The organism is Nocardioides sp. zg-DK7169 (genome assembly GCF_013155365.1).
Taxonomy (GTDB): domain Bacteria; phylum Actinomycetota; class Actinomycetes; order Propionibacteriales; family Nocardioidaceae; genus Nocardioides.
Genome location: NZ_JABJRA010000005.1, coordinates 199,540 through 224,767 on the forward strand (window position 1 = coordinate 199,540; position 25,228 = coordinate 224,767).

Here is a 25,228-nt window from a genome sequence, read left to right on the forward strand (position 1 = left end):
GCCACGCTGCTCACCCGCCAGGGCGAGCACCTCGGGAGGAGCCGGTGCGCGCCAGGAGACCACCACCGCCCCCGGCCTCCGGCCACAGCGCGATGCCCGCGCCGCCGGGCAGGTCCCCGGACTCGCGCCGCACCAGCGCGGCGACCGGCAGGACCGCGCGCTCCAGGGCCCGGTCGACCTGGGCGGCGGCGTCGGGGCGCGAGGCCCACGGCCGCACCAGCGCGACGCCGTGCTCGGGCAGCTGGGCCTCGGCGAAGGCGAGGTTGCCCTGCACCAGCGCCACCACCCCGAGCGCCGTCGGCTCGGCGTGGCGGACGGTCCACACGTTGCGCACCAGCCCGCTCACCTCGGCCACCACCCGCTCCTGATCGGCGAGCCCCGGGAACGGTGGCACCGGGTCGCGGAGGACCCGGTGCTCCAGCGGGCAGTCGAAGAGGGCCGGCGCGGTGGTCGGGCGCTCCGCCGGGTCCGGCCTCGGGCCGCCCGAGCCACCTGCGCCGCCGGGCAGCACCGTGGTCGCGAGTGCCACCGCGGCGACGGTGAGCCCGGCGCCGGCCGTGGCGAGGGCCGCGCGCCGGCGGCGCCGGCGCCGCACCCCCCGTCGTACGACCTCGACGGCGTCCGCCGTCGGCCGGGCCGCGGCGGCGAGGGAGGCCAACGGGGCACGCAGGGCGCGCTCGGTCCGGGCCTCGTCGCGGTCCTGCTGCTCGTCCATCACTCCACCTCCACGCGTTCCCCGGCTGCCTCGCGCAGCCGGGCCAGTCCCCTGGACAGGTGGCTGCGAGCCGTGCCGACCGAGCAGCCGAGCCTCGCAGCGATCTCGGCGTGGTCGAGGTCCTCGAGCACGCGCAGCACCACCGCGGCCCGCTGGTGCGGGCTCAGCCGCCCCAGCGCCGCGAGCAGCCAGGGGTCGAGCTCCTCGGTGATGACCACCGGTGCCGCCCGCTCAGGCAGCAGTCCAGGGAGCAGCTCGCGACGCAGCCGCCGGGCGCGGTCCACCCGCAGCCGGACGAGGGTGGTGCGTGCATAGCCGCCGGGGTTCTGCTCGGCCAGCCGCCGCCACCGTGTCCCCACACGCACCAGTCCTGCACCAGGTCCCAGGCGTCGTGCGGGTTGCCGGTGAGGGCGTGCGCGAGCGCGAGCAGCCGTGGCGTCTCCGCCTCGACGAACTCCTCGAACCCGTCCATCCGCAGTCCTCCCGGCCGTGTGGTGCGCCCCCGTGTGGCCCATCCGACACCCTTCCAACGCCGGGTGGGGTCACAACGTTGAGGGTCAGGGCCCGATCGGCAAGATGGGGCCATGTCCTTCCGTCGCTACGTCGCCCTGGGCGACTCCTTCACCGAGGGTGTCGGTGACCCCGACCCGACCCGACCCAACGGCCTGCGGGGGTGGGCCGACCGGACCGCCGAGGTGCTCGCGGCACGCGCGGAGGCCGAGGGCCACGACTTCGGCTACGCCAACCTCGCGGTGCGCGGGCGCAAGCTGCTGCCGATCATCGAGGAGCAGGTCGAGCCCGCGATCGCCCTCGAGCCCGACCTGATCACCGTCTACGCCGGCGCCAACGACATCGTGCGGCCCAAGGTGGACCTCGACGCCCTCGCCACGGCGTACGACGCGGCGGTGGGCCGGCTGGCCGCGACCGGCGCGCGGGTGGTCCTGTTCACCGCGTTCGACCCCGGGGCCAACGGCATCTACGCGCCGATCCGCGGCCGGTTCGCGCTCTACAACGAGCACGTCCGGATGATCGCGGAGACGCACGGCGCGACCGTGGCGGACTCCTGGCGGGTCTCCCAGCTGCTGCCCGAGGGTGTGCTCGCCCACGACCCGCGGCTGTGGGACGTGGACCGGATGCACCTCGGCCCGGCCGGGCACCAGATCGTCGCCTCGATGCTGCTCGACGCCCTCGGCGTGGAGCACGACCTCCGCCCGCTCGCGCTCCCGGACCTCGACGAGGTCTCCCGCGGCGAGCGGCTGCGCGCCGACGCCCGCTGGGTCAAGGAGTTCCTCGCCCCGTGGATCCACCGACGCCTCACCGGCCGCTCCTCGGGCGACGCGATCGAGCCCAAGCACCCCGACTTCGTGCGGGTCGCTGCCACGAGCGCGGGCGGCGCCGTATAAGGTGTCGACGACCCGGTTGCCCGGGTCGTGCGGATGTAGCTCAGTTGGTAGAGCGCGACCTTCCCAAGGTCGATGTCGCGAGTTCGAGTCTCGTCATCCGCTCCAGTTCCTCCCGCCACCTCCGGTGGCCCGCCTCACCCGGCCCGACGGCCGCCCCCGGCCCCGTGCCGGCGTCTCCGGCCCGATCCGTAGGGTGATCGGCGTGAGCGAGTTCGCTGGTTTCCCCGTCGCCGCCCTGGACTTCTACGACGACCTGGAGCTCGACAACACCCGGTCGTTCTGGGAGGCCCACAAGCACGTGTACGCCGAGGCCGTGCGCGCGCCGATGGAGGCGCTGTGCGCCGCGCTGGCGCCGGAGTTCGGCACCGCGAAGATCTTCCGCCCCTACCGCGACGTGCGCTTCCGCAAGGACAAGACGCCGTACAAGACCCACCAGGGGGCGTTCGTCGCCGTCGGCGCGTCGACCGGCTGGTACGTGCAGATCTCGCCGCGCGGCGTCAGCACCGAGGCTGGCTTCTACCGCGCGACGCCCGAGCACCTGGCCCGGATCCGCAGCGCGATCGACGAGCCGCGCACCGGCACCGAGCTGGAGCAGATCGTCGCGGCGCTGCGCAGCGAGGGCTGGGAGGTCGGCGGGGACCGGCTCAAGACCTCGCCGCGGGGGTACGACGCAGACCACCCGCGCATCGAGCTGCTGCGGCACCGCTCGCTGAGCGCGGTCCACGACATCGGGTTCGGCCCCGTGGTGCACACCGGCGAGCTGCTCGACATCGTGCGCGCCGACTGGGCGCGGCTGCGACCACTGGTGGAGTGGGTGGCGCGCTACACCGACTGACGAGGTGCCCTCTCAGGGCCGGGTGAAGCTCGCCATCGTCCGCTCGGGCTCCCAGAAGGCGCGCATCGAGGTGACCCGGCCGTCGTCGTCGATGACGTAGACAGTGATCAGGTCGGTCGTGGTGTGGCTGCCGTCCGCGAACGAGGTGCGGATCCGGGCGAGGTTGGCGCAGGTGTTGCTGCCCGGATTGGCGAAGGACTCGGTGACGGTGAACTCGAAGCGGTCGATCGGCGCGATCGCGGTCTCCCAGAACGCCCGCAGCCCCGCGTGCCCGTGGTGCCCGCGCCCCTCGGGGTCGAACATCGAGGGGCCGACCGGGTCCTCGAGGACCGCGTCCTCGGCATACACCGTCAGCCACTCCTCCAGGTCGCCCTTCGCGACCGCGGAGAACGAGCGCTGCGAGGCCAGCCGCGCCGGGTGCGGGTCGGTGGCGGCGTTCCAGGTCAGCGCGTCACTGGTGATTCCCTCGATCGTCATGCCGGGGAGCCTAGAACTGAAACACGTTCTCGTGAAGGCCCTCGCCGAGTCGGCGCTAATGGTTGCGCGAGTCGGCGCTAGTGGTTGCGCGAGTCGGCGCTAGTGGTTGCGCGAGTCGGCGCTAGTGGTCGCGCGAGTCGGCGCTAGTGGTCGCGCGAGTCGGCGCTAGTGGTCGCGCGAGTCGGCGCTAGTGGCGGCCGAGCCGGCCGCACCAGCCTCAGTGCGGCTGCCAGGCGTCCTCGTCGGCGGTGCGGGACGTGACCGCCTCGGGGAGCTTGGCGTCGGCGAGCTGCTGGATCGAGACCTGCTCGAAGACGTCGCGCAGGGAGTGGCGCGCGGCGATCCAGACGTGCTGGAGGACGTCGGCGGCCTCGTTGTAGGTGACCGCCTCGGGACGCAGGCCGTAGACGGAGACCAGCGGGCCGTCGACGGCGCGGATCACGTCGGCGACCGAGACCTCGGAGGCGGGCCGAGCCATGCGCCAGCCGCCGGACTGACCACGCTGGGAGATCACCACGCCGGCGCGGCGCAGGTCGGCGAGGATCGCCTGGAGGAACCCGTGGGGAATCTCCTGGAGACGCCCGAGCTCCTCGGCACTGATGGCGCGACCGTCGGGGCGCGCCGCCATCTCGATCAGCGCACGCAGGGCGTAGTCGGACTTGGCGGAAACACGCATGGGTCCAGTGTGTCAGAAATGTTGATGGACCCGGTCGACGATCCCCCGGCTGACCTCGACGGACGCCGGCGGCACCTCGCTCAGGCCGTCGGCAGGACGGGGTCCGCGTCGGCGGCGACGACGTCGTCGCCGCCGGAGAGGCGGGCGAGCTCGGTCTCGGCGGCGCGGGCCGCGCGCTCCTGGCGCACCGCCCACACGATGCCGGAGATCCACGCGACGACCAGGACGATCAGGATCGCGCCGACGGCGACACCGGAGACGCCGAGGGTCTCGATGATGGTCTTGGCGTTGGTGACGATGATCAGGCCGCCCGCGGCGACACCGAGGACCCGCGCGGCGAGGTGCTTGACCAGCCAGGCCGCGATGGGGGCGGCCACGACGCCGCCCGCGAGCAGTGCGCCCGCGATGCCCCACTCGATCTCGGAGTGACCCAGCGCCAGCAGGAAGCCCGCCGAGCCGCCGATCGCCACGAGGAACTCGGAGGTGTCGATCGAGCCGATCACCTTGCGGGGCTCGAGGCGGCCCGAGGAGAGCAGCGTGGTGGTGCCGACCGGGCCCCAGCCACCGCCGCCGATGGCGTCGAGCGCGCCGCCGACCAGGCCCATCGGGGCGAGCATCGCGGCCGGCGGGCGGCCCTTGAAGGTCGGCCGCTTGCCGCCGAGCACCAGGAAGCGCCAGATCACGTAGACGCCGAGCGTCAGCAGGATGCCGGCGACCCACGGCTTGGCCACGTCGCCGTCCAGGCTGACCAGGAACGTCGCGCCCGCGAACGCGCCGACCAGGCCGGGCACGGCCAGGATGGAGACGGTGCGCCAGTCGACGTTGCCGAGCTTGTGGTGGGAGATGCCGGAGACCAGCGAGGTCCCGATCTCGGAGAAGTGGACCGCGGCGGAGGCGGCTGCCGGGGCGACGCCCGCGGCGAGCAGCAGCGTGGACGACGTGACGCCGTACGCCATGCCGAGCGAGCCGTCGATGAGCTGGGCAAGGAATCCGACGAATCCGAGCACGATGAGCTGACGCATGAAGGTTGCACCCTTGGATCGATCGGTGACTGCACCTGCCACCGAGCGGACATGAGAAAACGATCAGACCCCTGAAGTCTTAATCTGACCGACTCTATCCACTTTAGCGTAACGCCCGACAGGGGCCACTATGGCGCGAGCGTGTCGGCTGGCACTCCCTCGACGTCTTGCCCGGCGCCGAGACCCGCACTACGATGGTTGTTACTGGCCAGTAACGACGTCCCGCATCCGGGCTGGCCCCGTTCCCGAGACACGAAAAGGTGGGTCCGTGAGCCACTACAAGAGCAACCTTCGCGACATCGAGTTCAACCTCTTCGAGGTCCTGGGCCGCGACCAGATCCTGGGCAGCGGGCCGTTCGCGGAGGTCGACACCGACACCGCTCGCGAGATCCTGGCCGAGGTCGAGCGGATCTCGCGCGAGGACCTCGCCGCGTCGTACGAGGACAGCGACCGCAACCCGCCGGTCTTCGACCCGAAGACCAACACGGCGCCGATCCCTGAGTCGTTCCAGAAGAGCTACCGCGCCTGGATGGACGCGGAGTACTGGCGCCTGCAGATCAACGAGGAGCTCGGCGGCACCCCCGCCCCCTCCAGCCTGAACTGGGCGCTCGCGGAGATGATCCTCGGCTCCAACGCCCCCATCTGGATGTACGCCGCCGGCGCGCCGTTCGCCGGTGTCGTGCACCGCAACGGCAACGAGCGCGACAAGCGCATCGCCGAGATCATGGTCGAGCGTCAGTGGGGCGCCACCATGGTGCTCACCGAGCCCGACGCGGGCTCCGACGTCGGCGCCGGCCGCTCGAAGGCCACGCTCAACGACGACGGCTCGTGGAACATCACCGGCGTGAAGCGGTTCATCACCTCCGCCGAGCACGACATGAGCGAGAACATCATGCACATGGTGCTCGCCCGCCCCGAGGGCGTCGAGGGGGTCGGCGGCCCGGGCACCAAGGGCCTGTCGCTGTTCCTGGTCCCGAAGTACCACTTCGACCACCAGACCGGTGAGCTCACCGGCGAGCGCAACGGCGTCTACGTCACCAACGTCGAGCACAAGATGGGCATCAAGGTCTCCAACACCTGCGAGCTGACCTTCGGCGACCCCCAGGTCGGCGGCGGCGAGCCCGCCCGCGGCTGGCTGCTCGGCGAGGTCCACAACGGCATCGCGCAGATGTTCCAGGTCATCGAGAACGCCCGGATGATGGTCGGCACCAAGGCCATCGCGACGCTGTCGACCGGCTACCTCAACGCGCTGGAGTACGCCAAGACCCGCGTCCAGGGCGCCGACCTCACCCGCTCGGGCGACAAGACCGCCCCGCGCGTGACGATCACCCAGCACCCCGACGTGCGTCGCTCGCTGATGGTGCAGAAGTCCTTCGCCGAGGCCATGCGCGCCCTGGTGCTCTACACCGCCACCTGGCAGGACGACGTGATGCTCGCCGAGCACGCCGGCGAGACCGACACCGACGCCTACCGGCTGGCCAACGCGGTCAACGACCTGCTGCTCCCGATCGTCAAGGGCTACGGCTCCGAGCGCTCGTGGGTCCTGCTCGGCACCGAGTCGCTGCAGACCTTCGGCGGCTCCGGCTTCCTGCAGGAGTACCCGCTCGAGCAGTACGTCCGCGACGCGAAGATCGACACCCTCTACGAGGGCACCACCGCGATCCAGGGCCAGGACCTCTTCTTCCGCAAGATCGTCAAGGACCAGGGCCGCGCCCTGGGCCACCTCGCGGCGCAGATCAAGGAGCTCGTCGAGGACGAGAACGGCAACGCCCGCCTCAAGAACGAGCGCGCCCTGCTCGCCACGGCCCTCGAGGACGCCAACGCCCTGGTCGGCCACATGATCAACGACCTGATGTCGGCCGAGGCCGACGTGCGCAACCTCTACAAGGTGGGCCTCAACACCAGCCGCCTGCTGATGGTGCTCGGCGACGTGGTGTGCGGCTGGCTGCTGCTGCGCCAGGCCGAGGTCGCCATCGCCAAGCTCGACGACGCCGACTCCCTGTCGACCAAGGACAAGGCCTTCTACGAGGGCAAGGTCGCCGCGGCGCAGTTCTTCGCCCAGTACAACCTGCCGAAGATCAGCGCCGAGCGCGCCATCGCCGAGGCCACCGACCTGTCGGTCATGGACCTCTCCGAGGACGCCTTCTAAGGCACTCCCCCCGGCTCCGCCGGTCCCCACCCGGGTTCCGACACCCTCTGCGACGGCCCCCGTCTCGACCGAGACGGGGGCCGTCGTGGGTCCACCTCGACGCCGCGGGGACGAGGCGCTACTGCCCGCCCCGTAGAATCGCGGTACCGCCATCTGTCGTCTCTGCCGCCATCGGCTCCGAAGGGCTGGTCCTTGCTGATCCTGGTCGCCGCACTCCTGGCGATGTCGGCGGCCTGCCCGTGGCTCGTGCGCCGCTGGGGCCGTCGCGCCTTCCTCATCGTCGCCCTCGGGCCCCTCGCCGGAACGGTGTGGGTGGCCGCCCAGGGCCCCGCGATCTCCCGCGGGGAGGTACTGAGCGAGGCCCATCCGTGGGTCCAGTCCATCGGCATGGAGCTGGCGTTCCGCATGGGGGCGCTGCAGTGGCTCCTCGCCATGATCGTCCTCGGCGTCGGCACGCTCGTCCTTGCCTACTGCACGTGGTACTTCCGCAAGGACAGTCTCGGTGTGCCCCGCTTCGCCGGCGTGCTGACGGCGTTCGTGGCCGCGATGCTCGGCCTGGTCCTCGCCGACGACCTGCTGCTGCTCTACGTCTTCTGGGAGCTGACCACGGTCTTCTCCTTCCTGCTGATCGGTCACGACCCGGCCCGCCGCGCCAGCCGCCAGGCGGCGATCCAGGCGCTGGTGGTCACCACCTTCGGCGGCCTCAGCATGCTGGTCGGCGCGCTGATCCTGGGCCACGCGGGCGGCACCCACCGGATCAGCGAGCTGCTCGCCGACCCGCCGAGCGGGGTCGCGGTCACCGTCGCGGTGCACCTGCTCCTGGTCGGCGCGATCAGCAAGTCCGCGCTGGTCCCCTTCCACTTCTGGCTGCCGGCCGCGATGGCCGCGCCCACCCCGGTCAGCGCCTACCTGCACGCCGCCTCGATGGTGAAGGCCGGCGTCTACCTGGTCGCCCTGCTCGCCCCGGTGTACGCCGGGGTCGACGGCTGGCGCCCGGTGCTGCTGGTCCTCGGCATCGTCACGATGCTGCTCGGCGGGCTGCGCGCGCTGCGCCAGACCGACCTCAAGCTGCTCCTCGCCTACGGCACCGTGAGCCAGCTGGGCTTCCTGGTGATGGTGCTCGGCATCGGCACCCGCAGCGCCCTGCTCGCCGGCCTCGGCCTGATGCTGGCCCACGGGCTGTTCAAGGCGACCCTCTTCCTGGTCGTCGGCATCATCGACCGCAGCGCCGGCACCCGCGACCTGCGCCGCCTCAGCGGCCTGGGCCGGAAGATGCCGGTCGTGGCGGGCGCCGCGATCCTCGCCGCCGCGTCGATGGCCGGCGTACCGCCGCTCCTGGGCTACGTCGCCAAGGAGAGCATCCTGGTCGCGATGCTCGACGTCGCGAAGGAGGGTGACGGCACCGGCCTCGCCGGCGCGGTCGGCTGGCTCGCGCTGGCCGGCGTCGTGGTCGGCTCGCTGCTGACCGCCGCCTACTCCGCCCGTTTCGTGTGGGGCGCCTTCGCCACCCGCGACGTCGAGGAGCAGCCGAGCGTCGCCCCCGTCCACGCCGGCTTCGCCGCCGGCCCGGTGATCCTCGCCGGCCTGTCGCTGGCCCTCGGCTTCCTGGGCCGCCCGGTCACCGAGATGCTCGCGCCGTACCTCGAGGAGGTGCCGGAGGGCGTCCACCACGCCGAGCTCTCGCTGTGGCACGGCCTCGGGCTGCCGCTGCTGCTCACCCTGCTGGCCCTCGCCGGCGGCGCCCTGCTGTTCGTGTTCCGCGCCCAGGTCGCGCGCCTGCAGTCGCTGTGGTCCCTGGACTGGAGCTTCGAGCGCGCCTACCGCGACGGCATGCGGGTCCTCGACCGCACCGCCGTCGAGGTGACCGGTGTCGTGCAGCGAGGCTCCGCCTCGGCGTACCTCGCGATCATCCTGGCCGTCGTGGTCGTCGTGCCCGGCTCCACGCTCATCGGCGCCTGGAGCGACATCGACGTCGAGGCGTGGGAGCACCCCGCGCAGGCCGTGATCGGCGCGGTCACCGTCGCCGGTGCCCTGATGGCGACCCGGTCGCGCCGGCGCCTGCGTGCGGTCCTGCTGGCCGGTGCCACCGGCTACGGCACCGCGCTGCTCTTCGTCATGCAGGGCGCACCCGACCTCGCGCTGACCCAGGTCCTGGTCGAGACCCTGACCGTCGTGGTCTTCGTGCTGGCGCTGCGCCGGATGCCGGAGTACTTCACCGACCGGCCGCTGTCGCGCCAGCGCTACTGGCGGATGGCCCTCGGCCTGGCCGTGGCGCTCGTGTCGGCCGGCTTCATGCTCGTCGCCGCCGGCGCCCGCATCGCCGACCCGGTGTCGCTGATGCTTCCCCAGGAGGCCGTCGACTACGGCGGCGGCAAGAACATCGTCAACGTGATCCTCGTGGACGCGCGTGCCTGGGACACCTTCGGCGAGATCACCGTCCTCGTCGCCGCCGCGACCGGCGTCGCGAGCCTGATCTTCGTCAACACCCGCGGCACCGGCATCCGCCGCGTGCACGAGATCCCCTACCCGCCGACCGTGCGCAAGCAGCCGACGTCCCCCGGGCGCCGCCCGTGGCTCGCCGCGCCCCGCACGCTGCCGCCGGAGAGCCGCTCGATCATCTTCGAGGTGGTCACCCGGCTGATGTTCCACACGATCGTCGTCTTCTCGATCTACCTGCTCCTGGTCGGCCACAACGAGCCCGGCGGCGGCTTCGCCGCGGGCATGGTCACCGGCCTCGCGCTGGTGGTGCGCTACCTCGTGGGCGGTCGCTACGAGCTCGATGAGGCGGCCCCGGTCGACGCCGGCCGACTCATCGGCGGCGGCCTCGCGGTGGCCGCGCTGGCCGCCGTGCTGCCGCTGGCCTTCGGCGGCTCGATCCTGCAGAGCGCGATCGTCGACCTGCACCTCCCGGCCCTCGGCAAGCTGCACCTGGTCACCTCCGCGCTCTTCGACATCGGCGTCTACCTCGTCGTCGTCGGCCTGGTCCTGGACCTGCTGCGGGCGCTCGGGTCGCACATCGACCGCCAGGTCGTGCGCGCACGCCGCGAGTCCGAGGAGGAGCTCGTGAACGAGCCCGTAGCCGGGGAGACGCCCGGCACCGAGCAGGAGGCGACCCGCGCGTGAACGACATCAACCTGACCCTGGTCGTGGTCTCCGCCGCCCTGCTCGGCTGCGGGGTCTACCTGCTGCTCGAGCGCAGCCTGTCGCGGGTGCTCGTCGGCCTGGTGATGATGGGCAACGGCGTCAGCCTGGCCTTCCTCGTCGCCGGCGGGCCGGCCGGCAGCGCGCCGATCATCGGCTCCGAGAGCGGCGACGCCTCCGAGATGGCCGACCCGCTCCCCCAGGCGATGGTGCTGACCGCGATCGTGATCACCCTGGCCACGACGGCGTTCGTGCTGGCGATGGCCTACCGCAGCTGGCAGCTCAACGGCCACGACGACGTGCAGGACGACGTCGAGGACGCCGCGATCCGCCGGATGGCCGCCACCGACGTCACCTCCGAGGCGTACGGCGCCGCCAGCGACGACGAGGACACCGACGTGAGCGACGACCCACGCGAGAGCGACGAGACCCCCGCGGCTCCCGAGCCCGGCGGCGCCGCCCCTCTCGCCACGGCGCTCGACGCCGTGCCCGGAACGGAGCCCCGCCCGTGAGCGCCCTGATCCCCCTTCCCGTCCTGCTGCCGATCCTCGGCGCCGGGCTCTCCCTGGTGCTCGGCCAGCACCCGCGCCTGCAACGCCTGATCAGCGTGGTCGTGCTCGCCTCCATCGTGGTCGTCGCCGCGATCCTGATGGTCGCGGCCGACACCGAGGGCCCGCAGGTGCTCTGGGTCGGCGGCTGGACCGAGACCCTCGGCATCGTGCTCGTCGCCGACCGGCTCGCGGCGCTGATGCTGCTCGTGAGCGCGACGGTGACCCTCGCGGTCCTGGCGTACTCGCTCGGCCAGGGCATGACCGAGGACGAGGAGAACGCGACCCTCTCCGTCTACCACCCGACGTTCCTGGTGCTGGTGGCCGGCGTCGCGAACGCGTTCCTCGCCGGCGACCTGTTCAACCTGTTCGTCAGCTTCGAGATGCTGCTCTTCGCCAGCTACGTGCTGCTGACCCTCGGCGGCACCGCGACCCGGCTGCGCGCGGGCACCATCTACGTCCTGGTCAACCTGCTGTCCTCGACGCTGTTCCTGATCTCCCTGGCGGTCGTCTACGCCGCCACCGGCACGCTGACCCTGGCCCACCTGGCCGAGCGGATCGCCGACCTCCCCGACCACGTCGCGCTGATGATCCAGCTGCTGCTGCTCACGACGTTCGCGATCAAGGCCGCCGTCTTCCCGCTGTCCTTCTGGCTCCCGGACAGCTACCCGACCGCGCCCGCCCCGGTCACCGCGGTCTTCGCTGGCCTGCTCACCAAGGTCGGCGTCTACGCGATCCTGCGCATCCAGACCCTGCTGTTCCCCGACAGCCCGCTCACGGACCTGCTGATGTGGGCCGCCCTGCTGACGATGCTCGTCGGCATCCTGGGCGCCATCGCGCAGTCCGACATCAAGCGCATGCTCTCCTTCACCCTGGTCAGCCACATCGGCTACCTCGTGCTGGGCATCGCGCTGGCCAGCTCGGCGGGCGTCGCCGGCACGATCTTCTACGTCGTGCACCACATCACCGTGCAGACCGCGCTCTTCTTGGTGGTGGGACTGGTCGAGCGCCGGGCCGGCAGCACCTCGCTGATGCGCGTCGGCGGCCTGGCCCGGATCGCCCCGCTGCTCGCCCTGCTCTTCTTCGTGCCAGCGATGAACCTCGCCGGCATCCCGCCGTTCTCCGGGTTCATCGGCAAGGTCGGGCTGCTCCAGGCCGCGCAGGACCAGGGCTCCACGCTCGCCTGGGCGTTGGTCGTCGGCGGCGTGCTCACCAGCCTGCTCACCCTGTACGCCGTCACGAAGACCTGGGCGGTCGCGTTCTGGCGCACCCCCGCCGAGGCCCACGAGGCGCTCGAGGAGATCGCCGAGCGGGACCCGGGCTACGGCGCGCTGTCCTCCGCCGAGCACCGCGGCCACGTGCACACCCCGCGGGGCTCGCTGTCGCTGGCCGCGATCGAGGAGGCCCGCCGCCTGGGCGACGACGACCTGCCCGACCGCGACTTCCACCAGCTCATCAAGGACGGCGACGACACCCCGCACATGCCGCGCAGCATGGTGCTGCCTGCGGCGTTCCTGGTCACCGCCAGCGTCGCGCTCACGGTCGTCGCCGGCCCGCTGTTCGCCTACAGCGACCGGGCCTCGAACGACCTGCTGGACCGCACGCCGTACCTCTCCTCGGTGCTGACCGGAGACGAGCAGTGAGCCCGAAGGTGACCCCGCGTCGCGACGGCAGCGTGAAGCCCAGCCGCTACCGCGCCGTGCAGCCGGGCGCGCTGGTGTGGCTCACGCTGGTCTGGATGGCGCTGTGGGGCGACGTGACGCCGATGCTGGTGGTCTCGGGGCTGCTGCTGGCCGTGGTGGTCTGCCTGGTCTTCCCGCTCCCGCCGGTCGAGCTCAACCTCACCGTCCACCCGTGGCGCGCGCTGCTGCTGACCGGACGGTTCCTCATCGACATCGCGGTGGCGAGCGTGCAGGTCGCCGGGGTGGTGCTGCGGCGCCGCCCGGTGCGCAACGCCGTGGTCGCGGTCGACCTGGAGACCACCTCCGACTTCGTGCTCACCGGCGTGGCCTCGATGCTGTCGCTGGTCCCGGGCTCGGTCGTCGTGGAGGCGCGCCGCTCCACCCACACCCTCTACCTCCACGTGCTCGACGTGGACGACGAGGCGGCCGCGGACCGGTTCCGCGCCCGGGCTCTCGCCCAGGAGCAGCGGTTCCTGGCCGCCTTCACGCCTCGACCCGACCCCGCGACCGAGGCAGGCACCGCATGACCCTCGTCCTGATCGCGGCCAGCGTGATGCTGGGCACCGCCGCCCTGCTGACGGTGATCCGGCTGACCATCGGCCCCACCATCCTGGACCGCAGCGTGGCCCTCGACGTGCTGATGGCCGTCACCATCTGCGGGATCGCGGTGTACTCCGCCCACCGCCACACGACGTACGCGCTGCCGGTGCTGGTGGTGCTCGCCATGGTCGGCTTCGTCGGATCGGTGAGCATCGCGCGCTACGCGAGCGGCACCGACGACGTCGAGGCCGAGGACGACAACGACGACCACCGGGGGCATCCGTGAGCTGGGACTGGACCACCGCCGCCGACGTGCTCGCCGCCGCCTGCCTGCTGCTCGGCTCCTTCTTCGCCCTCGTCGCAGCGATCGGCGTCGTGCGGCTCCCCGACCTGCTCAGCCGCATGCACGCGGCCACCAAGCCGCAGGTGATCGGCATGCTGCTGGTCGTCGTCGGCCTCGCGCTGAGCCTGCGCGACCCCGCCTCGCTCGGCATCCTCGGGCTCGTCGTGCTCATGCAGATGGGCACCAGCGTGGTCGCGGGCCACATGGTCGGCCGTGCGTCCTTCCGCGCCGGGCAGGTGCGCCACGACCTGCTGGTCGTCGACGAGCTCAGCGACGTCCTCTCCGACGAGGAGCCGCGCGGCGCGCCGTGAGGTGTCTCGCCCCCCTCACCCCTGCGGTACGCCGCCGAGCGGGAGGTGCAGCACTCCGGAGGCGGTCGCGTCGCTGATCCGCACCGGCACGCCCCAGTCCTGCTGGTGCATCCGGCAGGCGGCGCCCTCGCCGCCGTCGGCGTCGCAGGAGGCGGCGCGCGCGGCGACGTGGAGCACCCCGTCGCCGACGTGGCGGTCCAGCACCAGGCGGCGGGTCAGGTCGGTGCCGCGGCCCGCGCCCTCGCGCAGCAGCGCCGGCGGGGTCGCCTCCACGATGAGCTGGGTCGCCGGGCCGAAGCGGTCGTCGACCTTCTGCCCCGGCGGCGGCTCGAAGGTGACGACCAGCTCCAGCTCGCCCGGCACGTCGGTCACCGGCCGCTGGGTGGTGTGCGCGAAGCCGTCGGTGCGGGTGGCCGCGGCGCCGAGGGGCAGCCGGGTCAGCCGGTGGGCGCCGGACTCGACGACGACCAGCTGGGCCGGCTCGACGCCCGTGTCGACGTGGGCGCCGCTGGGCTCGGCGAGGTCGGTCGCGAGCGTGCTCACCTCGCCGGTCGCCGGGTCGAAGCGGCGCAGCGCGCCGTTGTAGGTGTCGCAGACCGCCACGCTGCCGTCGGGCAGCACCGTCACGCCGAGCGGGTGCTGGAGCAGCGCCTGCTCAGCGGCGCCGTCGCGGAAGCCGAAGTCGAACAGGCCGCTGCCGACCGCCGTGCGCACCGCCCAGCCGTCGCCGTCGGCCTCCACCCAGCGCAGCGCGGAGGTCTCGGAGTCGGCCAGCCAGAGCCGGTCGCCGTCCGGCGCGAGGCCGGAGGTCTGGGCGAGCCACGCCTCCGCGCCGGGGCCGTCGAGCAGGCCCTCGTTGCTGGTGCCCACGACGACCTCGACGTCACCGGTGCGCGGGTCCAGGGTCCACAGCTGGTGGATGCCGGCCATCGCGACCCACACCCGGTCCTGCCACCACGCGACGTCCCAGGGGCTGGAGAGCCGGTCGGTGCCGTCGCCCTGCATCCACTGCGTCCCATCGCCGGCGAGCGTGCAGACGCCCCCGTCGGCCAGCGAGATCCCCTGCAGCCGGTGCGCGACGGTGTCGGCGACCACCACGTCGTAGCCCACCTCGGCAGCGACGTCCTCGGGGAGCAGGCACAGCCCGTTGGGCTCGCGGAACCCCTCGAGGCGGCGCAGCACCGCGCCGTCGGCGTCCAGCTCCACGACGGCGTCGTGGCCGGCATCGGCGACCAGCACCCGGCCCTCCCCGAGCGGCACGGCCTTCGCGGGGAAGCGCAGGTCGGTCGGCTCCACGACCGGGGGGACGTACGGCGAGTCGCCGGGCTGCAGCGTGCCGCGCTCGCGGTGCTGCGGGACCAGCTCGCCCAGGAGCGCGGCGATCGCGTGGGCGTGGCCCTCCCCGGCGTACTGCGCGACGACGTAGCCCTCGGGGTCGATGAGCACCAGCGTGGGCCAGGCCCGCGCGGTGTAGGCGCCCCAGGTGACCAGGTCGGGGTCGTCGAGCACGGGGTGGTGCACCGAGTAGCGCTCGACGGCCTGCGCCAGCGCCACCGGGTCGGCCTCGTGCACGAACTTCGGGGAGTGCACGCCGACGACGACCAGCTCCTCGGCGTACTCCTCCTCCACGCCGCGCAACTCGTCGAGGACGTGCAGGCAGTTGATGCAGCAGAAGGTCCAGAAGTCCAGCAGCACGAAGCGGCCGCGGAGGTCCTTCAGGGCCAGGGGGCCGTCGGTGTTCAGCCAGCCGCGGCCCTCGAGCTCGGGGGCGCGGACGCGGGGGCGGGTGCTCACCGCACGATTGTGCTCCGGACCCGGTGACCGGGGCCGCGGCGGGTGCGGCGTGACCACGCCTACGTCTACGCTGCCCGGCATGACTGATGCCGAGCTCCTGGCCGGGTACGTCGAGGTCTGGTGGCAGGCGGTCGACGACTTCACCGCGCTCCTGGAGGAGATCCCCGAGGAGCAGTGGGACGCGCCGACCGACCTGCCCGGGTGGGACGTGCGGGCCGTCGTCGCGCACGTCGCGCACCTGGAGAAGGTGCTGGCGACCGGCGTCGAGGAGCAGGCGGAGATCGGCGAGCCGGCGCACGTGACCGGCGCGATGGGCCTCTACACCGAGATCGGGCCGGCGAACCGGCGCGGGGCGACCCCGGACGACCTGATCCGCGAGATCCGCGAGTCGGCGACCGCGCGGCACACCGCCCTGCTGGCCGACCCGCCGACGGACGCCTCGGCGCGGCCCGAGCGGGTCTTCGGCGGCGTGCCGTGGGACTGGCGCACGCTGTTGCGCAACCGTCCGCTCGACGTGTGGATGCACGAGCAGGACGTACGCCGCGCGGTCGGGCGCCCCGGCGGCCTGGACAGCCCGGCGGCCCAGCACACGACCGACTACCTGCTGGAGAGCCTCGGGTTCGTGCTGGCCAAGCGGGTCGGCGCGCCGGCCGGCACGACCCTCCTCGCGGAGGTGGACGGCAGCGAGCCGGTGGCGTTCGCCATCAACGACTCCGGGCGCGGCGAGCGGCTGGCGGACCTCCCGGCCGAGCCGACCGTGCGGCTGCGCACCGACCGGGAGAGCTTCCTGCTGCTCGCCGGCGGGCGGCGCGCGGTCGCCCCGGGCGCGGTGCGCGTGGAGGGCGACGAGCGGCTCGGGCAGCTGGTCGTCGAGGCACTGGCGACCACGCCGTGAGCGGGCCCCCCAGCGTTCCCGTGGACAGCTGGCAGCTGGCCGACATGCCCGACCAGACCGGCCGCACGGTGCTGGTCACCGGCACCAGCGTCGGCGGGCTCGGCCACCACACCGCGCTCGAGCTGGCCCGCCGCGGCGCCCGGGTGGTGCTCGCCGGGCGCACCGAGGAGCGCCTGGACGAGACGACGGCGGCGATCTGCGAGGAGGTCCCCGCGGCGTCGCTGGAGCGACTCGTCGTCGACCTGTCCGACCTGGCCTCGGTACGCCGCGCCGGCGCCGCGGCCGCCGACCTCGGGGGCATCGACGTGCTCGTCAACAACGCCGGGGTGATGGGCACGCCGTACTCCCGCACCGCCGACGGGCTCGAGCTGCAGATGGCCACCAACCACTTCGGGCCGTTCCTGCTCACCGGCCTGCTGCTGCCCCGGCTGGTGGCGAGCGGCGCTGGACGGGTGGTGACGGTGTCCTCCACGATGCACCGCATCGCCCGCAGCGCCCCGCTCGGCGACCCGCGGGCCACCGGGGGGCGCTACCACCGCTGGCACGTCTACGGGCAGAGCAAGCTGGCCAACCTGCTGTTCACCTTCGAGCTCGACCGGCGCGCCCGCGAGGCCGAGGTGCCGGTCCGGGCGCTGGCGGCGCACCCCGGGTTCGCCGGCACGCACCTGGCCGCGAACGGGCAGTACGGCCGCTCGCGCGGCGGCGTCGCCTCGATCCTGGACGCCGCGATCCGCGGGGTCTCCCAGAGCGCCGCCTCGGGCGCGCTGCCGACGCTGATGGCGGCCACCGCCGACCTGCCGGGCGCGACGTACTGCGGCCCGGGTGGGCCCGCCGAGTTCTCCGGCGCCCCGCGCGTGGTCACCGCTCACGCCCGCGCCCACGACGAGGACGCCCAGCGCCGGCTGTGGGAGCTCAGCGAGGACGTCACCGGGATCCGCTACCCCTGAGCTCCCGGTCGAGTCGAGACCTCTGACGGTCGAGTCGAGGGTTGCGACCGGTCGGGTCGAGGGTTCCGGTCGGGTGTCCCGCGCCGACGGGGATCGACTAGCGTCGGCGCCCGTGACCGCACCCGCACCCGACCAGGCCTGGGACCTCGCGACCGCCGACGGGCACCACCGGGTGGAGGTCAGCGGGACGGTCTCGCGCCAGGTGCGGTGGCTGCACGACGGCGTCGTGGTCGCCCGCAAGAAGTCGATGGAGGACAAGATCCGGGTCAAGCCCGGGGACGGCCTCGACGAGGAGGAGCGCGCACGGCTCCCCGAGGGCCTCGGCATGGTCGGGGTGCTGTTCACCCGCCTGGGCCGGCCCCGCCGCGCCACGCTGTACGCCGCCGACGAGGCCTCCGAGCTGACCTCGCTCACCGGCCTCGGCGGGATCGATCTGGACCCCGAGCCGGGCTCCCGCGCCGCGGCGTACGAGGACAAGGTGCTGGCCCACCCGCGCCGCTATGCCGCCATCCAGACCGCGACCGGCGTGGCCACGGTGCTGGTGCCGATCCTGGTGGCGGCGCTGCTGGCTCGCCTCGCGCTGAGCGTGTCGTGGCCGGACTGGGACCTCCCGAGCATCCCCTGGCCGAACTGGTCCCTGCCCACGATCCCGTGGCCGGACCTGCCGTCGATCCCCTGGCCGGACTGGTCGATGCCGGCATGGCTGTCCTGGGTGCTCGACAACGCGTCGTACGTCTGGCCGGTCGTGCTGGCCTACGTGCTCGCCCGCGCAGAGGTACGCCGCCGGCGCCAGCAGGCCGAGCGCCGCGCGGCCGCCCGGGCGGCAGCCGAGGGCGGGGAGGACGGAGTCCGCGAGCCGTGACGGGGCGGCCTCAGGCCTTGTCCCGCACCCGCACCATCCCGCCCAGCGTGGCGATGTACGCCGAGCCGTCGGGGCCCAGGGTGATGGCGGCGTAGTGGTTGTTCATCAGGGTGCCGAGGCCGGCACGCACGGAGAAGACGGTGCGGCCGGTGCGGGCGTCCAGGGCGGTGAAGTACCACGCGTTGACGCCCCACCGGTTCTGCGGCTTGGTCCAGGCGTAGACCAGGCCGGTGGCCAGCGAGGCCTTCGCGACCGAGGACGGCGCGACCTCCTCCGAGGTCCACACCACCTCGCAGTCGCCGTCGCGGTGGTCGACCCGCGCGAAGCCGCCGGGGGTGGTGCGGCCGAGCAGGGTGCGCCAAGGCGCGGTGTAGCCGTGGTTGTTCTCCACCACGACGCCGTCGCCGACCGCGACCAGCGAGTTCTCGGTGGCGCTCGCGCCCGCGTCGAAGACCGCCGCGCGGCAGATCTCCGCGCCGTCCTCGGCCCGCACGAAGACGACGTTCATCCGCGGCTCGGCGTTGTCGGTGATCGCCACGACCCCGCCCGGCAGGATGGTCGGCGTGGTGCCGCTGCCCTGGGTGAGCTGGCCCGGCTTGCGCTCGCTGCCGCGGTCGTACGCCGTGCGCCACCGCACCACCGGCCGGTCGCGGCGGTCCGCGGCGAGCTTGTGCAGCGCCTCGGTGGTGACCAGGTAGATCCCGGACTCGTCGACCGACATCGAGTTGGCGACCTCCTCGCCGAGCTCCAGGGAGGAGATCCGCCCGTCGCGGGCGATGGTGCCGACCCGCCCCTCGCGGGTGACCCACCAGATCCGCCCCGACCAGTCCGGCATCAGCGCGATCAGGCAGTCGTCCTCGGGCACTGCGGAGGTCAGGTCGTGGGTGGCGTGGGTGGTCAGGTCGGCCTCGCCCTCCGCGTCGGAGGTCTCCACCACCAGCACCCGCCGGTCCGTGGTCGCGAGCACCGCCCGGTCGGCGGCGTCGAGGTAGAAGTAGGACCCGCCGCACAGGTCCTCCCACGGCCGGGTGCCGGTGTCGGCGCGCTCGGGCAGGGTCTTGCTCGCCAGCGGGCGCATCGAGTCCGGGTCCAGCACCCGCAGCGTCGGTCCGGACAGGTCTCCGCACAGCGCGACCAGCCGGTCGTGGCGGTCGAAGGCGAGCGTGGCGCACTCCTCCAGCCCGAACCACGCGGAGTCGACCTCCACCGAGTCGCCGACCGGCCCGGGCCCCGGATAGGCGTCGCTCGACCAGGCGTCGTTGTGCATCGTGCTGCGCCCGTTCGGCGCCAGCGCCGGGTGCTGCGGGACCACCATGTCGATCGGCTGCACCCGCGCCGGCCGGCCGAGGTACGACGGGCTCACGGCCAGACCCGGTCCGGGCGGCACCGGCAGCCAGCCGTCGGGGATCACCACGACCAGGCCGGTGACCGCGACGACGCCCGCCACCCAGGCCGCGACGACCCGCCAGGTCGGGCGCAGCCAGGCCCGCACCCGCGGGACCGCGAGCAGCCCGAGGGCCGCGAGCAGGACGACGGGCCCGAGGAGCAGGAAGGCGAGCAGCACGAGCCCGAGGACGACCGTGCGCTGGAACCTCATCGCCGGACCGCAGCGCCGGGGAGGGCGAGGCGACGCATGGGAGGAATCATCGCACCGCGACGCCCCGGGTCCCGGCACCTCGGACGGGTCGTGACCAGACCGTGTCGGACCGCCATCATGGTCCCCATGCCCGACGCCCGCGCAGGACAGCCCGCCCGCCCCGAGGACCTCATCGACGTGCCGCACCTGGTCACGGCGTACTACACCCGGACCCCCGACCCGGAGGACCCGGACCAGCAGGTCGTCTTCGGCACCAGCGGCCACCGCGGCTCCTCGCTGGGCTCCTCGTTCAACGAGGCCCACATCCTCGCCACCACCCAGGCGATCTGCGAGCACCGCCGCGAGCAGGGGTACGACGGCCCGCTCTTCCTCGGCCGCGACACCCACGCGCTCTCCGAGCCGGCCTGGGCCACCGCGCTCGAGGTCCTCGTCGGCAACGACGTGACGGTGCTGGTGGACGCGGCCGACCGCTACACCCCGACCCCGGCGGTCTCGCACGCCATCCTGCGCGCCAACGGCGGGCGCAGCACCGGATCCGGCCTCGCCGACGGCATCGTGGTGACGCCCTCGCACAACCCGCCCGCGGACGGCGGCTTCAAGTACAACCCGCCGCACGGCGGCCCGGCCGGCTCGGACGCCACCTCCGCGATCGCGAAGCGCGCCAACGAGCTCATCCGCGGCGGCCTGGAGGGGGTGCGCCGGGTGCCGTTCGCCCGGGCCCGCCGCACGGCCGGGTCCTACGACTTCCTCGGCACCTACGTCGACGACCTGCCCTCGGTGGTCGACCTGGACGCGATCCGCGGGGCCGGGCTGCGCATCGGCGCCGACCCGCTCGGCGGCGCGTCGGTCGACTACTGGGGCGCGATCGCCGAGCGGCACCGTCTCGACCTGACCGTGGTGAACCCGCTGGTCGACCCCACCTGGCGGTTCATGACGCTGGACTGGGACGGCAAGATCCGGATGGACTGCTCCTCGCCGTCCGCGATGGCCTCGCTGGTCGAGCAGCGCTCGGCGTACGACATCGCCACCGGCAACGACGCCGACGCCGACCGGCACGGCATCGTCACCCCGGACGCCGGGCTGATGAACCCCAACCACTTCCTCGCCGTCGCGATCGGCCACCTCTTCGGCGGCGCGCGCCCCGGCTGGCCGGCCACCGCGCGGATCGGCAAGACCCTGGTCTCCTCCTCGATGATCGACCGGGTCGCCACCTCGCTCGACAAGCCCCTGGTGGAGGTGCCGGTCGGGTTCAAGTGGTTCGTCCCCGGGCTGCTCGACGGCTCCTTCGGCTTCGGCGGCGAGGAGTCCGCAGGCGCCTCGTTCCTGCGCCGCGACGGCTCGGTGTGGACGACCGACAAGGACGGGCTGCTGCTCTGCCTGCTGGCCGCCGAGATCACCGCCACCACCGGGGAGACCCCGTCCCGGCGCTACGCCGCGCTGGTTGCGGAGCACGGCGAGCCGGCGTACGCCCGCGTCGACGCCCCCGCCACCCGCGCGCAGAAGGCGGCCCTGGCCGCGCTCACCCCCGACGCCGTCACCGCCACCACGCTGGCCGGCGAGCCGATCACGGCCCGGCTCACCGAGGCGCCCGGCAACGGCGCCCCCATCGGCGGGCTCAAGGTGACCACCGAGTCGGCCTGGTTCGCCGCGCGCCCCTCCGGCACCGAGGACGTCTACAAGATCTACGCGGAGTCCTTCCGCGGCCCCGAGCACCTCGCGCAGGTGCAGGCCGAGGCCCGCGAGGTCGTGCAGGCCGCGCTCGACGGGACGGTCGCCTAGGCGACGAACGGCCCCCGCCCGCTGGGACGTCGGGCTAGGTTGTCCCCGTGGCCGTGATCGAGACTGCTGGCCTGACCAAGCAGTACCCCGGCGTCACCGCGCTGGACTCCCTCGACGTACGCGTCGAGGACGGTGTCACGGGCCTGGTCGGGGCGAACGGCGCGGGCAAGTCGACGCTGCTGAAGATCCTGCTCGGGCTGCTCCCGGCCACCTCCGGCTCGGCCCGCGTGCTCGACCACGACGTACGCACCGAGGGCCCGCAGATCCGGGCGATGGTCGGCTACATGCCCGAGCACGACTGCCTGCCGGCCGACGTCTCGGCGAGCGACCTGGTGGTGCACCTGGGCCAGATGTCCGGGCTGCCGCACGCCGCCGCCCGGGAGCGGGCCGCCGACGTGCTGCGCCACGTCGGGCTGGCCGAGGAGCGCTACCGCCCGATCGGGGGCTACTCCACCGGCATGAAGCAGCGCGCGAAGCTCGCCCAGGCGCTCGTCCACGACCCGCACCTGGTGCTGCTGGACGAGCCGACCAGCGGCCTGGACCCGGCCGCCCGCGACGACATGCTCGCGCTGGTGCGCCGGATCGGCACCGACTTCGGCATCGCGGTCCTGGTCACCTCCCACCTCCTCGGCGAGCTGGAGCGGGTCAGCGACGCCATCGTCGTCCTGGACGGCGGCCGGCTGCTGCGCTCCTCGGCCACCACCGAGTTCCTGCACACCACCGGCAGCCTGCTGGTCGAGGTGCAGGGCCGCCCCGACGCCGACCGGCTGCTCGGCCAGGCGCTCGTGGACGCCGGCCTCGCCGCCCGCCCGGCAGAGGGCCGGATGATCGAGGTGGACGTGCGCGACGAGCACACCCGCGACCAGGTCCGTGACCTCACCGTGGACCTCGGGCTCGGGCTGGTCCGGATGCAGGAGCGCCACCACCGCATCGAGGACGTCTTCCGAGAGGGAGGTGCCGGTCGTGTCCAGCCCGTCTGAGCAGCCCGCCGGGGTCATCCACGACCTCGGCTACCGCCGCTACACCGGCCCGCGCCTGGGCGGCGGCGCGGTGGCCCGGTCGTTCTTCCTCACCGGCCTGCGCAACACCTACGGGCTCGGGCGCTCCGGGCGCTCGAAGGTGCTCCCGATGATCCTGCTCGCGACGATGCTGCTGCCCGCGCTGATCCTGGTCGGCGTGCTGGTCCAGGCCCGCGACCTGCTCGGCCTGGACAGCCAGATCGTGGCGTACTCGACCTACCCGATCACCACCCAGCTGCTGATCTCGGTCTTCGTCGCCGCGCAGGCCCCGGCCCTCATCTCCCGCGACCTGCGCTTCCGCACCATCACCCTCTACCTGGCGCGCCCGATGGGGCGCAGCACCTACGTCCTGGTGCGGCTGGCCTCGCTGGCCGCGGCGACCTTCCTGCTGATCGCCGCTCCCCTGCTGCTGATGTACGTCGGGGGCGTGCTCGCCGACCTGCCGCTGGGCCGCGAGACCGGCCGGTTCCTGGGCGGCGTGGCCGGCGCGGTGCTGCTCGCCGCCTGCCTGGCCGGGCTGGCGGCGGTGATGGCGTCGCTGACCATCCGCCGGGGGCTCGCGGTCGCGGGCGTGATCGTGGTGCTGCTGGTCAGCTTCACGGTGGTGTCGACCGTCCAGGGCGTCTCCTCGGTCACCGAGCACGGCACCGTGGGGCAGGTGGCCGGGCTGTTCTCGCCGTACACGCTCATCAACGGGGTGCAGGTGTTCCTCTTCGACTCCCCGGCCGCGACCCCGACGCCGCCGGAGGGCACCGCGATGGGCCTGCTCCACCTCGCCGCGGTCCTCGTCTACGTGCTCGGCTCGGTCGGCGCCCTGCTGCTGCGCTACCGGGAGGTGGACTGAGGTGAGCGAGATCCGCCTCGACCACGTCTCGCGGTGGTACCGCAACGTGGTCGCCGTCAACGACGTCTCGATGACGATCGGCCCGGGCGTCACCGGCCTGCTGGGACCGAACGGCGCCGGCAAGTCGACGCTGATCGCGCTGATGTCGGGGTTCCTCGCGCCGTCCTCGGGCACCGTCACGCTGGACGGGGAGCCGCTGTGGCGCAACGAGGCGGTGTACCGCAAGCTCGGGCTGGTGCCCGAGCGCGAGGCGCTGTTCGACTACCTGACCGGGCGCCAGTTCGTGGTCGCGAACGCCGAGCTCCACGGCCTGCCCGACCCGGGCGCGGCCGCCCAGCGCGCGCTCGCCATGATCGAGATGACCGACGCCCAGGACCGCCGGATCTCGACGTACTCCAAGGGGATGCGCCAACGGGTCAAGATGGCCTCCGCGCTGGTGCACGACCCCGCGGTGCTGCTGCTCGACGAGCCGTTCAACGGCATGGACCCCCGGCAGCGGATGCACCTGATGGAGCTGCTGCGCACGATGGGTGCCGAGGGCCGCACGGTGCTGTTCAGCTCCCACATCCTCGAGGAGGTCGAGCAGGTGGCCCGCCAGATCGAGGTGGTGGTCGCCGGGCGGCACGCCGCGTCCGGGGACTTCGGCGCGATCCGGCGGCTGATGACCGACCGGCCCAACCGGTTCGTGCTGCGCACCAGCGACGACCGGGCGCTGGCCTCGGTGCTGCTCGCGGACCCCTCGGTGCGCGGCGCCCGGTTGCGCGCGGAGGGCGGGATCGAGCTGGAGGCCTCCGACTTCGGCCGGTTCAGCGAGGTGCTGCCGCGTCTGGCCCGCGACCACGGCATCCGGCTGCTCGAGGTCTCGCCGACCGACGAGTCGCTGGAGAGCGTCTTCGCCTACCTGGTGTCCTCGTGATCTCCCGGACGATCGTGCGCCTCGGCGTGCTCAGCGTCTTCGGCCGGTGGCGCGGGGCGCTGCTGCTGCTCCTGCCCGTCGTGCTGGTCGGCCTCGCGGTCGTGGTGCGGGTGCTCGTCGGCGACGACACCGGCGCCGCCCAGAACACCCTCAACGCCTTCGGGCTGACGGTGGCGGTCCCGCTGGTGGCGCTGCTGGCCACCTCGGGGCTGGTGGCCCCCGAGATCGACGACGGGTCGATCGCCTACCTGCTGGCCAAGCCGGTCTCGCGCCACGAGATCGTCGCCAGCAAGCTCCTGGTCGCCGCCGGCTGCGTGCTCCTCTTCGCCGCGGTGCCGCTGCTCGTCTCGGGGCTGGTGCTGCGCCCCGCCGACCCCGACCTCGCCCTCGGGTTCGGCCTGGCCGGGCTGGTCGGCGGGCTGGCGTACTGCTCGCTGTTCGCCTATCTCTCCGTGCTCACCCGGCATGCCATCGTCGTCGGGCTGATCTACCTGCTGATCTGGGAGGGCCTGCTCGGCGGGCTGCTCGACGGCGTGCGCTGGCTGAGCATCACCCGGTGGGCCCGCGAGCTCGTCGACGCCGTCGCCGGCGTCCGGCTCGTCGAGGACCTGCCGCTCTGGTACGCCGTCGCGGCGTCCGTCGTGGTCGTCCTCGGCGGCGCCTGGCTGACCGGGCGGCGGCTGCGGGGCTTCAACCTGACCGGCGACGAGTAGCCGCCCGGTCGGTCGGGTCC

General features: G+C 73.3%; 24 protein-coding genes and 1 tRNA gene. 18 read left to right on the forward strand and 7 right to left on the reverse strand.

The window, feature by feature from the left end:
- Positions 1-10 precede the first annotated feature (10 nt).
- Positions 11-715, reverse strand: a complete 705-nt coding sequence (locus HOQ23_RS09835) for a hypothetical protein (RefSeq protein WP_172214209.1) — start codon at positions 713-715, stop codon at positions 11-13.
- Complete coding sequence (locus HOQ23_RS09840) at positions 715-1,080, reverse strand: sigma-70 family RNA polymerase sigma factor (RefSeq protein ID WP_216654010.1); 366 nt, start codon at positions 1,078-1,080, stop codon at positions 715-717. The genes HOQ23_RS09835 and HOQ23_RS09840 overlap by 1 nt, the downstream gene beginning before the upstream one ends.
- A 219-nt stretch (positions 1,081-1,299) precedes the next feature.
- Between HOQ23_RS09840 and HOQ23_RS09845 the strand changes: the two genes are divergently transcribed.
- The 3 genes from HOQ23_RS09845 (at position 1,300) to HOQ23_RS09855 (ending at position 2,953) form a co-directional block, all read left to right on the forward strand.
- Complete coding sequence (locus HOQ23_RS09845; RefSeq protein ID WP_172214211.1) at positions 1,300-2,118, forward strand: SGNH/GDSL hydrolase family protein; 819 nt, start codon at positions 1,300-1,302, stop codon at positions 2,116-2,118.
- A gap of 29 nt (positions 2,119-2,147) precedes the next feature.
- Positions 2,148-2,223 (forward strand) — tRNA-Gly (locus HOQ23_RS09850).
- Between the two features lie 97 nt (positions 2,224-2,320).
- On the forward strand, positions 2,321-2,953 hold the full coding sequence (locus tag HOQ23_RS09855) for a DUF2461 domain-containing protein (RefSeq protein WP_172214213.1): 633 nt from the start codon (positions 2,321-2,323) through the stop codon (positions 2,951-2,953).
- Between the two features lie 12 nt (positions 2,954-2,965).
- Here HOQ23_RS09855 and HOQ23_RS09860 read toward each other — a convergent pair whose 3' ends face one another.
- From HOQ23_RS09860 to HOQ23_RS09870, 3 genes are all read right to left on the reverse strand, one after another.
- The gene (locus tag HOQ23_RS09860; RefSeq protein WP_172214215.1) at positions 2,966-3,430 is read right to left on the reverse strand and encodes a nuclear transport factor 2 family protein; all 465 of its coding nucleotides are present in this window, start codon (positions 3,428-3,430) and stop codon (positions 2,966-2,968) included.
- Positions 3,431-3,647: 217 nt separating this feature from the next.
- Positions 3,648-4,106, reverse strand: a complete 459-nt coding sequence (locus HOQ23_RS09865; RefSeq protein ID WP_172214217.1) for an Rrf2 family transcriptional regulator — start codon at positions 4,104-4,106, stop codon at positions 3,648-3,650.
- A gap of 80 nt (positions 4,107-4,186) precedes the next feature.
- A complete protein-coding gene (locus tag HOQ23_RS09870) occupies positions 4,187-5,128 on the reverse strand; it encodes a sulfite exporter TauE/SafE family protein (RefSeq protein ID WP_172214219.1) in 942 nt (313 codons plus the stop codon).
- 268 nt (positions 5,129-5,396) lie between these two features.
- On the opposite strand from HOQ23_RS09870, the gene HOQ23_RS09875 reads away from it, so the two are divergent.
- The 7 genes from HOQ23_RS09875 (at position 5,397) to mnhG (ending at position 13,842) form a co-directional block, all read left to right on the forward strand.
- Complete coding sequence (locus HOQ23_RS09875) at positions 5,397-7,277, forward strand: acyl-CoA dehydrogenase (RefSeq protein WP_172214221.1); 1,881 nt, start codon at positions 5,397-5,399, stop codon at positions 7,275-7,277.
- A gap of 192 nt (positions 7,278-7,469) precedes the next feature.
- The gene (locus HOQ23_RS09880) at positions 7,470-10,400 is read left to right on the forward strand and encodes a Na+/H+ antiporter subunit A (RefSeq protein ID WP_172214223.1); all 2,931 of its coding nucleotides are present in this window, start codon (positions 7,470-7,472) and stop codon (positions 10,398-10,400) included.
- Positions 10,397-10,930, forward strand: coding sequence for a Na(+)/H(+) antiporter subunit C (locus tag HOQ23_RS09885; protein ID WP_172214225.1), 534 nt, complete (start codon positions 10,397-10,399; stop codon positions 10,928-10,930). The genes HOQ23_RS09880 and HOQ23_RS09885 overlap by 4 nt, the downstream gene beginning before the upstream one ends.
- Complete coding sequence (locus HOQ23_RS09890; RefSeq protein ID WP_172214227.1) at positions 10,927-12,609, forward strand: Na+/H+ antiporter subunit D; 1,683 nt, start codon at positions 10,927-10,929, stop codon at positions 12,607-12,609. Before HOQ23_RS09885 ends, HOQ23_RS09890 begins: the two co-directional genes overlap by 4 nt.
- A complete protein-coding gene (locus tag HOQ23_RS09895; RefSeq protein ID WP_172214229.1) occupies positions 12,606-13,175 on the forward strand; it encodes a Na+/H+ antiporter subunit E in 570 nt (189 codons plus the stop codon). The genes HOQ23_RS09890 and HOQ23_RS09895 overlap by 4 nt, the downstream gene beginning before the upstream one ends.
- The gene (locus HOQ23_RS09900; RefSeq protein ID WP_172214231.1) at positions 13,172-13,474 is read left to right on the forward strand and encodes a monovalent cation/H+ antiporter complex subunit F; all 303 of its coding nucleotides are present in this window, start codon (positions 13,172-13,174) and stop codon (positions 13,472-13,474) included. The genes HOQ23_RS09895 and HOQ23_RS09900 overlap by 4 nt, the downstream gene beginning before the upstream one ends.
- Positions 13,471-13,842, forward strand: coding sequence for a monovalent cation/H(+) antiporter subunit G (gene mnhG / locus HOQ23_RS09905; protein WP_172214233.1), 372 nt, complete (start codon positions 13,471-13,473; stop codon positions 13,840-13,842). The genes HOQ23_RS09900 and mnhG overlap by 4 nt, the downstream gene beginning before the upstream one ends.
- Before the next feature lie 15 nt (positions 13,843-13,857).
- Here mnhG and HOQ23_RS09910 read toward each other — a convergent pair whose 3' ends face one another.
- On the reverse strand, positions 13,858-15,636 hold the full coding sequence (locus tag HOQ23_RS09910; RefSeq protein WP_367650439.1) for an NHL domain-containing thioredoxin family protein: 1,779 nt from the start codon (positions 15,634-15,636) through the stop codon (positions 13,858-13,860).
- A gap of 79 nt (positions 15,637-15,715) precedes the next feature.
- Here HOQ23_RS09910 and HOQ23_RS09915 point away from each other — a divergent pair, with 79 nt between their 5' ends.
- The 3 genes from HOQ23_RS09915 (at position 15,716) to HOQ23_RS09925 (ending at position 18,340) form a co-directional block, all read left to right on the forward strand.
- Positions 15,716-16,531 (forward strand): maleylpyruvate isomerase family mycothiol-dependent enzyme, encoded by an 816-nt coding sequence (locus HOQ23_RS09915; RefSeq protein ID WP_172214237.1) that lies wholly within the window; start codon positions 15,716-15,718, stop codon positions 16,529-16,531.
- Between the two features lie 20 nt (positions 16,532-16,551).
- Entirely contained in the window at positions 16,552-17,478 is a 927-nt protein-coding gene (locus tag HOQ23_RS09920) for an oxidoreductase (protein ID WP_367650440.1), read from the forward strand.
- Between the two features lie 112 nt (positions 17,479-17,590).
- The gene (locus HOQ23_RS09925) at positions 17,591-18,340 is read left to right on the forward strand and encodes a hypothetical protein (protein ID WP_172214239.1); all 750 of its coding nucleotides are present in this window, start codon (positions 17,591-17,593) and stop codon (positions 18,338-18,340) included.
- 10 nt (positions 18,341-18,350) lie between these two features.
- Here HOQ23_RS09925 and HOQ23_RS09930 read toward each other — a convergent pair whose 3' ends face one another.
- A complete protein-coding gene (locus HOQ23_RS09930) occupies positions 18,351-19,937 on the reverse strand; it encodes a hypothetical protein (RefSeq protein WP_216654013.1) in 1,587 nt (528 codons plus the stop codon).
- Positions 19,938-20,063: 126 nt separating this feature from the next.
- Here HOQ23_RS09930 and pgm point away from each other — a divergent pair, with 126 nt between their 5' ends.
- From pgm to HOQ23_RS09955, 5 genes are read left to right on the forward strand one after another with little or no spacing between them, the layout of a single operon-like run.
- The gene (gene pgm / locus HOQ23_RS09935; RefSeq protein ID WP_172214241.1) at positions 20,064-21,716 is read left to right on the forward strand and encodes a phosphoglucomutase (alpha-D-glucose-1,6-bisphosphate-dependent); all 1,653 of its coding nucleotides are present in this window, start codon (positions 20,064-20,066) and stop codon (positions 21,714-21,716) included.
- 53 nt (positions 21,717-21,769) lie between these two features.
- A complete protein-coding gene (locus tag HOQ23_RS09940) occupies positions 21,770-22,696 on the forward strand; it encodes an ABC transporter ATP-binding protein (protein WP_172214243.1) in 927 nt (308 codons plus the stop codon).
- On the forward strand, positions 22,680-23,579 hold the full coding sequence (locus tag HOQ23_RS09945) for an ABC transporter permease (protein WP_172214245.1): 900 nt from the start codon (positions 22,680-22,682) through the stop codon (positions 23,577-23,579). Before HOQ23_RS09940 ends, HOQ23_RS09945 begins: the two co-directional genes overlap by 17 nt.
- Before the next feature lies 1 nt (position 23,580).
- A complete protein-coding gene (locus HOQ23_RS09950) occupies positions 23,581-24,495 on the forward strand; it encodes an ABC transporter ATP-binding protein (RefSeq protein WP_172214247.1) in 915 nt (304 codons plus the stop codon).
- On the forward strand, positions 24,492-25,208 hold the full coding sequence (locus HOQ23_RS09955) for an ABC transporter permease subunit (RefSeq protein ID WP_172214249.1): 717 nt from the start codon (positions 24,492-24,494) through the stop codon (positions 25,206-25,208). Before HOQ23_RS09950 ends, HOQ23_RS09955 begins: the two co-directional genes overlap by 4 nt.
- The last annotated feature ends 20 nt before the right edge of the window (positions 25,209-25,228 follow it).

Bases quoted from the DNA above. Each gene is read 5' to 3' on its own strand.
- HOQ23_RS09845 (WP_172214211.1), top strand. From the start codon at position 1,300: ATGTCCTTCCGTCGCTACGTCGCCCTGGGCGACTCCTTCACCGAGGGT.
- HOQ23_RS09860 (WP_172214215.1), bottom strand. From the start codon at position 3,430: ATGACGATCGAGGGAATCACCAGTGACGCGCTGACCTGGAACGCCGCC.
- HOQ23_RS09900 (WP_172214231.1), top strand. From the start codon at position 13,172: ATGACCCTCGTCCTGATCGCGGCCAGCGTGATGCTGGGCACCGCCGCC.
- HOQ23_RS09835 (WP_172214209.1), bottom strand. From the start codon at position 715: ATGGACGAGCAGCAGGACCGCGACGAGGCCCGGACCGAGCGCGCCCTG.
- HOQ23_RS09870 (WP_172214219.1), bottom strand. From the start codon at position 5,128: ATGCGTCAGCTCATCGTGCTCGGATTCGTCGGATTCCTTGCCCAGCTC.
- HOQ23_RS09915 (WP_172214237.1), top strand. From the start codon at position 15,716: ATGACTGATGCCGAGCTCCTGGCCGGGTACGTCGAGGTCTGGTGGCAG.
- pgm (WP_172214241.1), top strand. From the start codon at position 20,064: ATGCCCGACGCCCGCGCAGGACAGCCCGCCCGCCCCGAGGACCTCATC.
- HOQ23_RS09930 (WP_216654013.1), bottom strand. From the start codon at position 19,937: ATGAGGTTCCAGCGCACGGTCGTCCTCGGGCTCGTGCTGCTCGCCTTC.
- HOQ23_RS09865 (WP_172214217.1), bottom strand. From the start codon at position 4,106: ATGCGTGTTTCCGCCAAGTCCGACTACGCCCTGCGTGCGCTGATCGAG.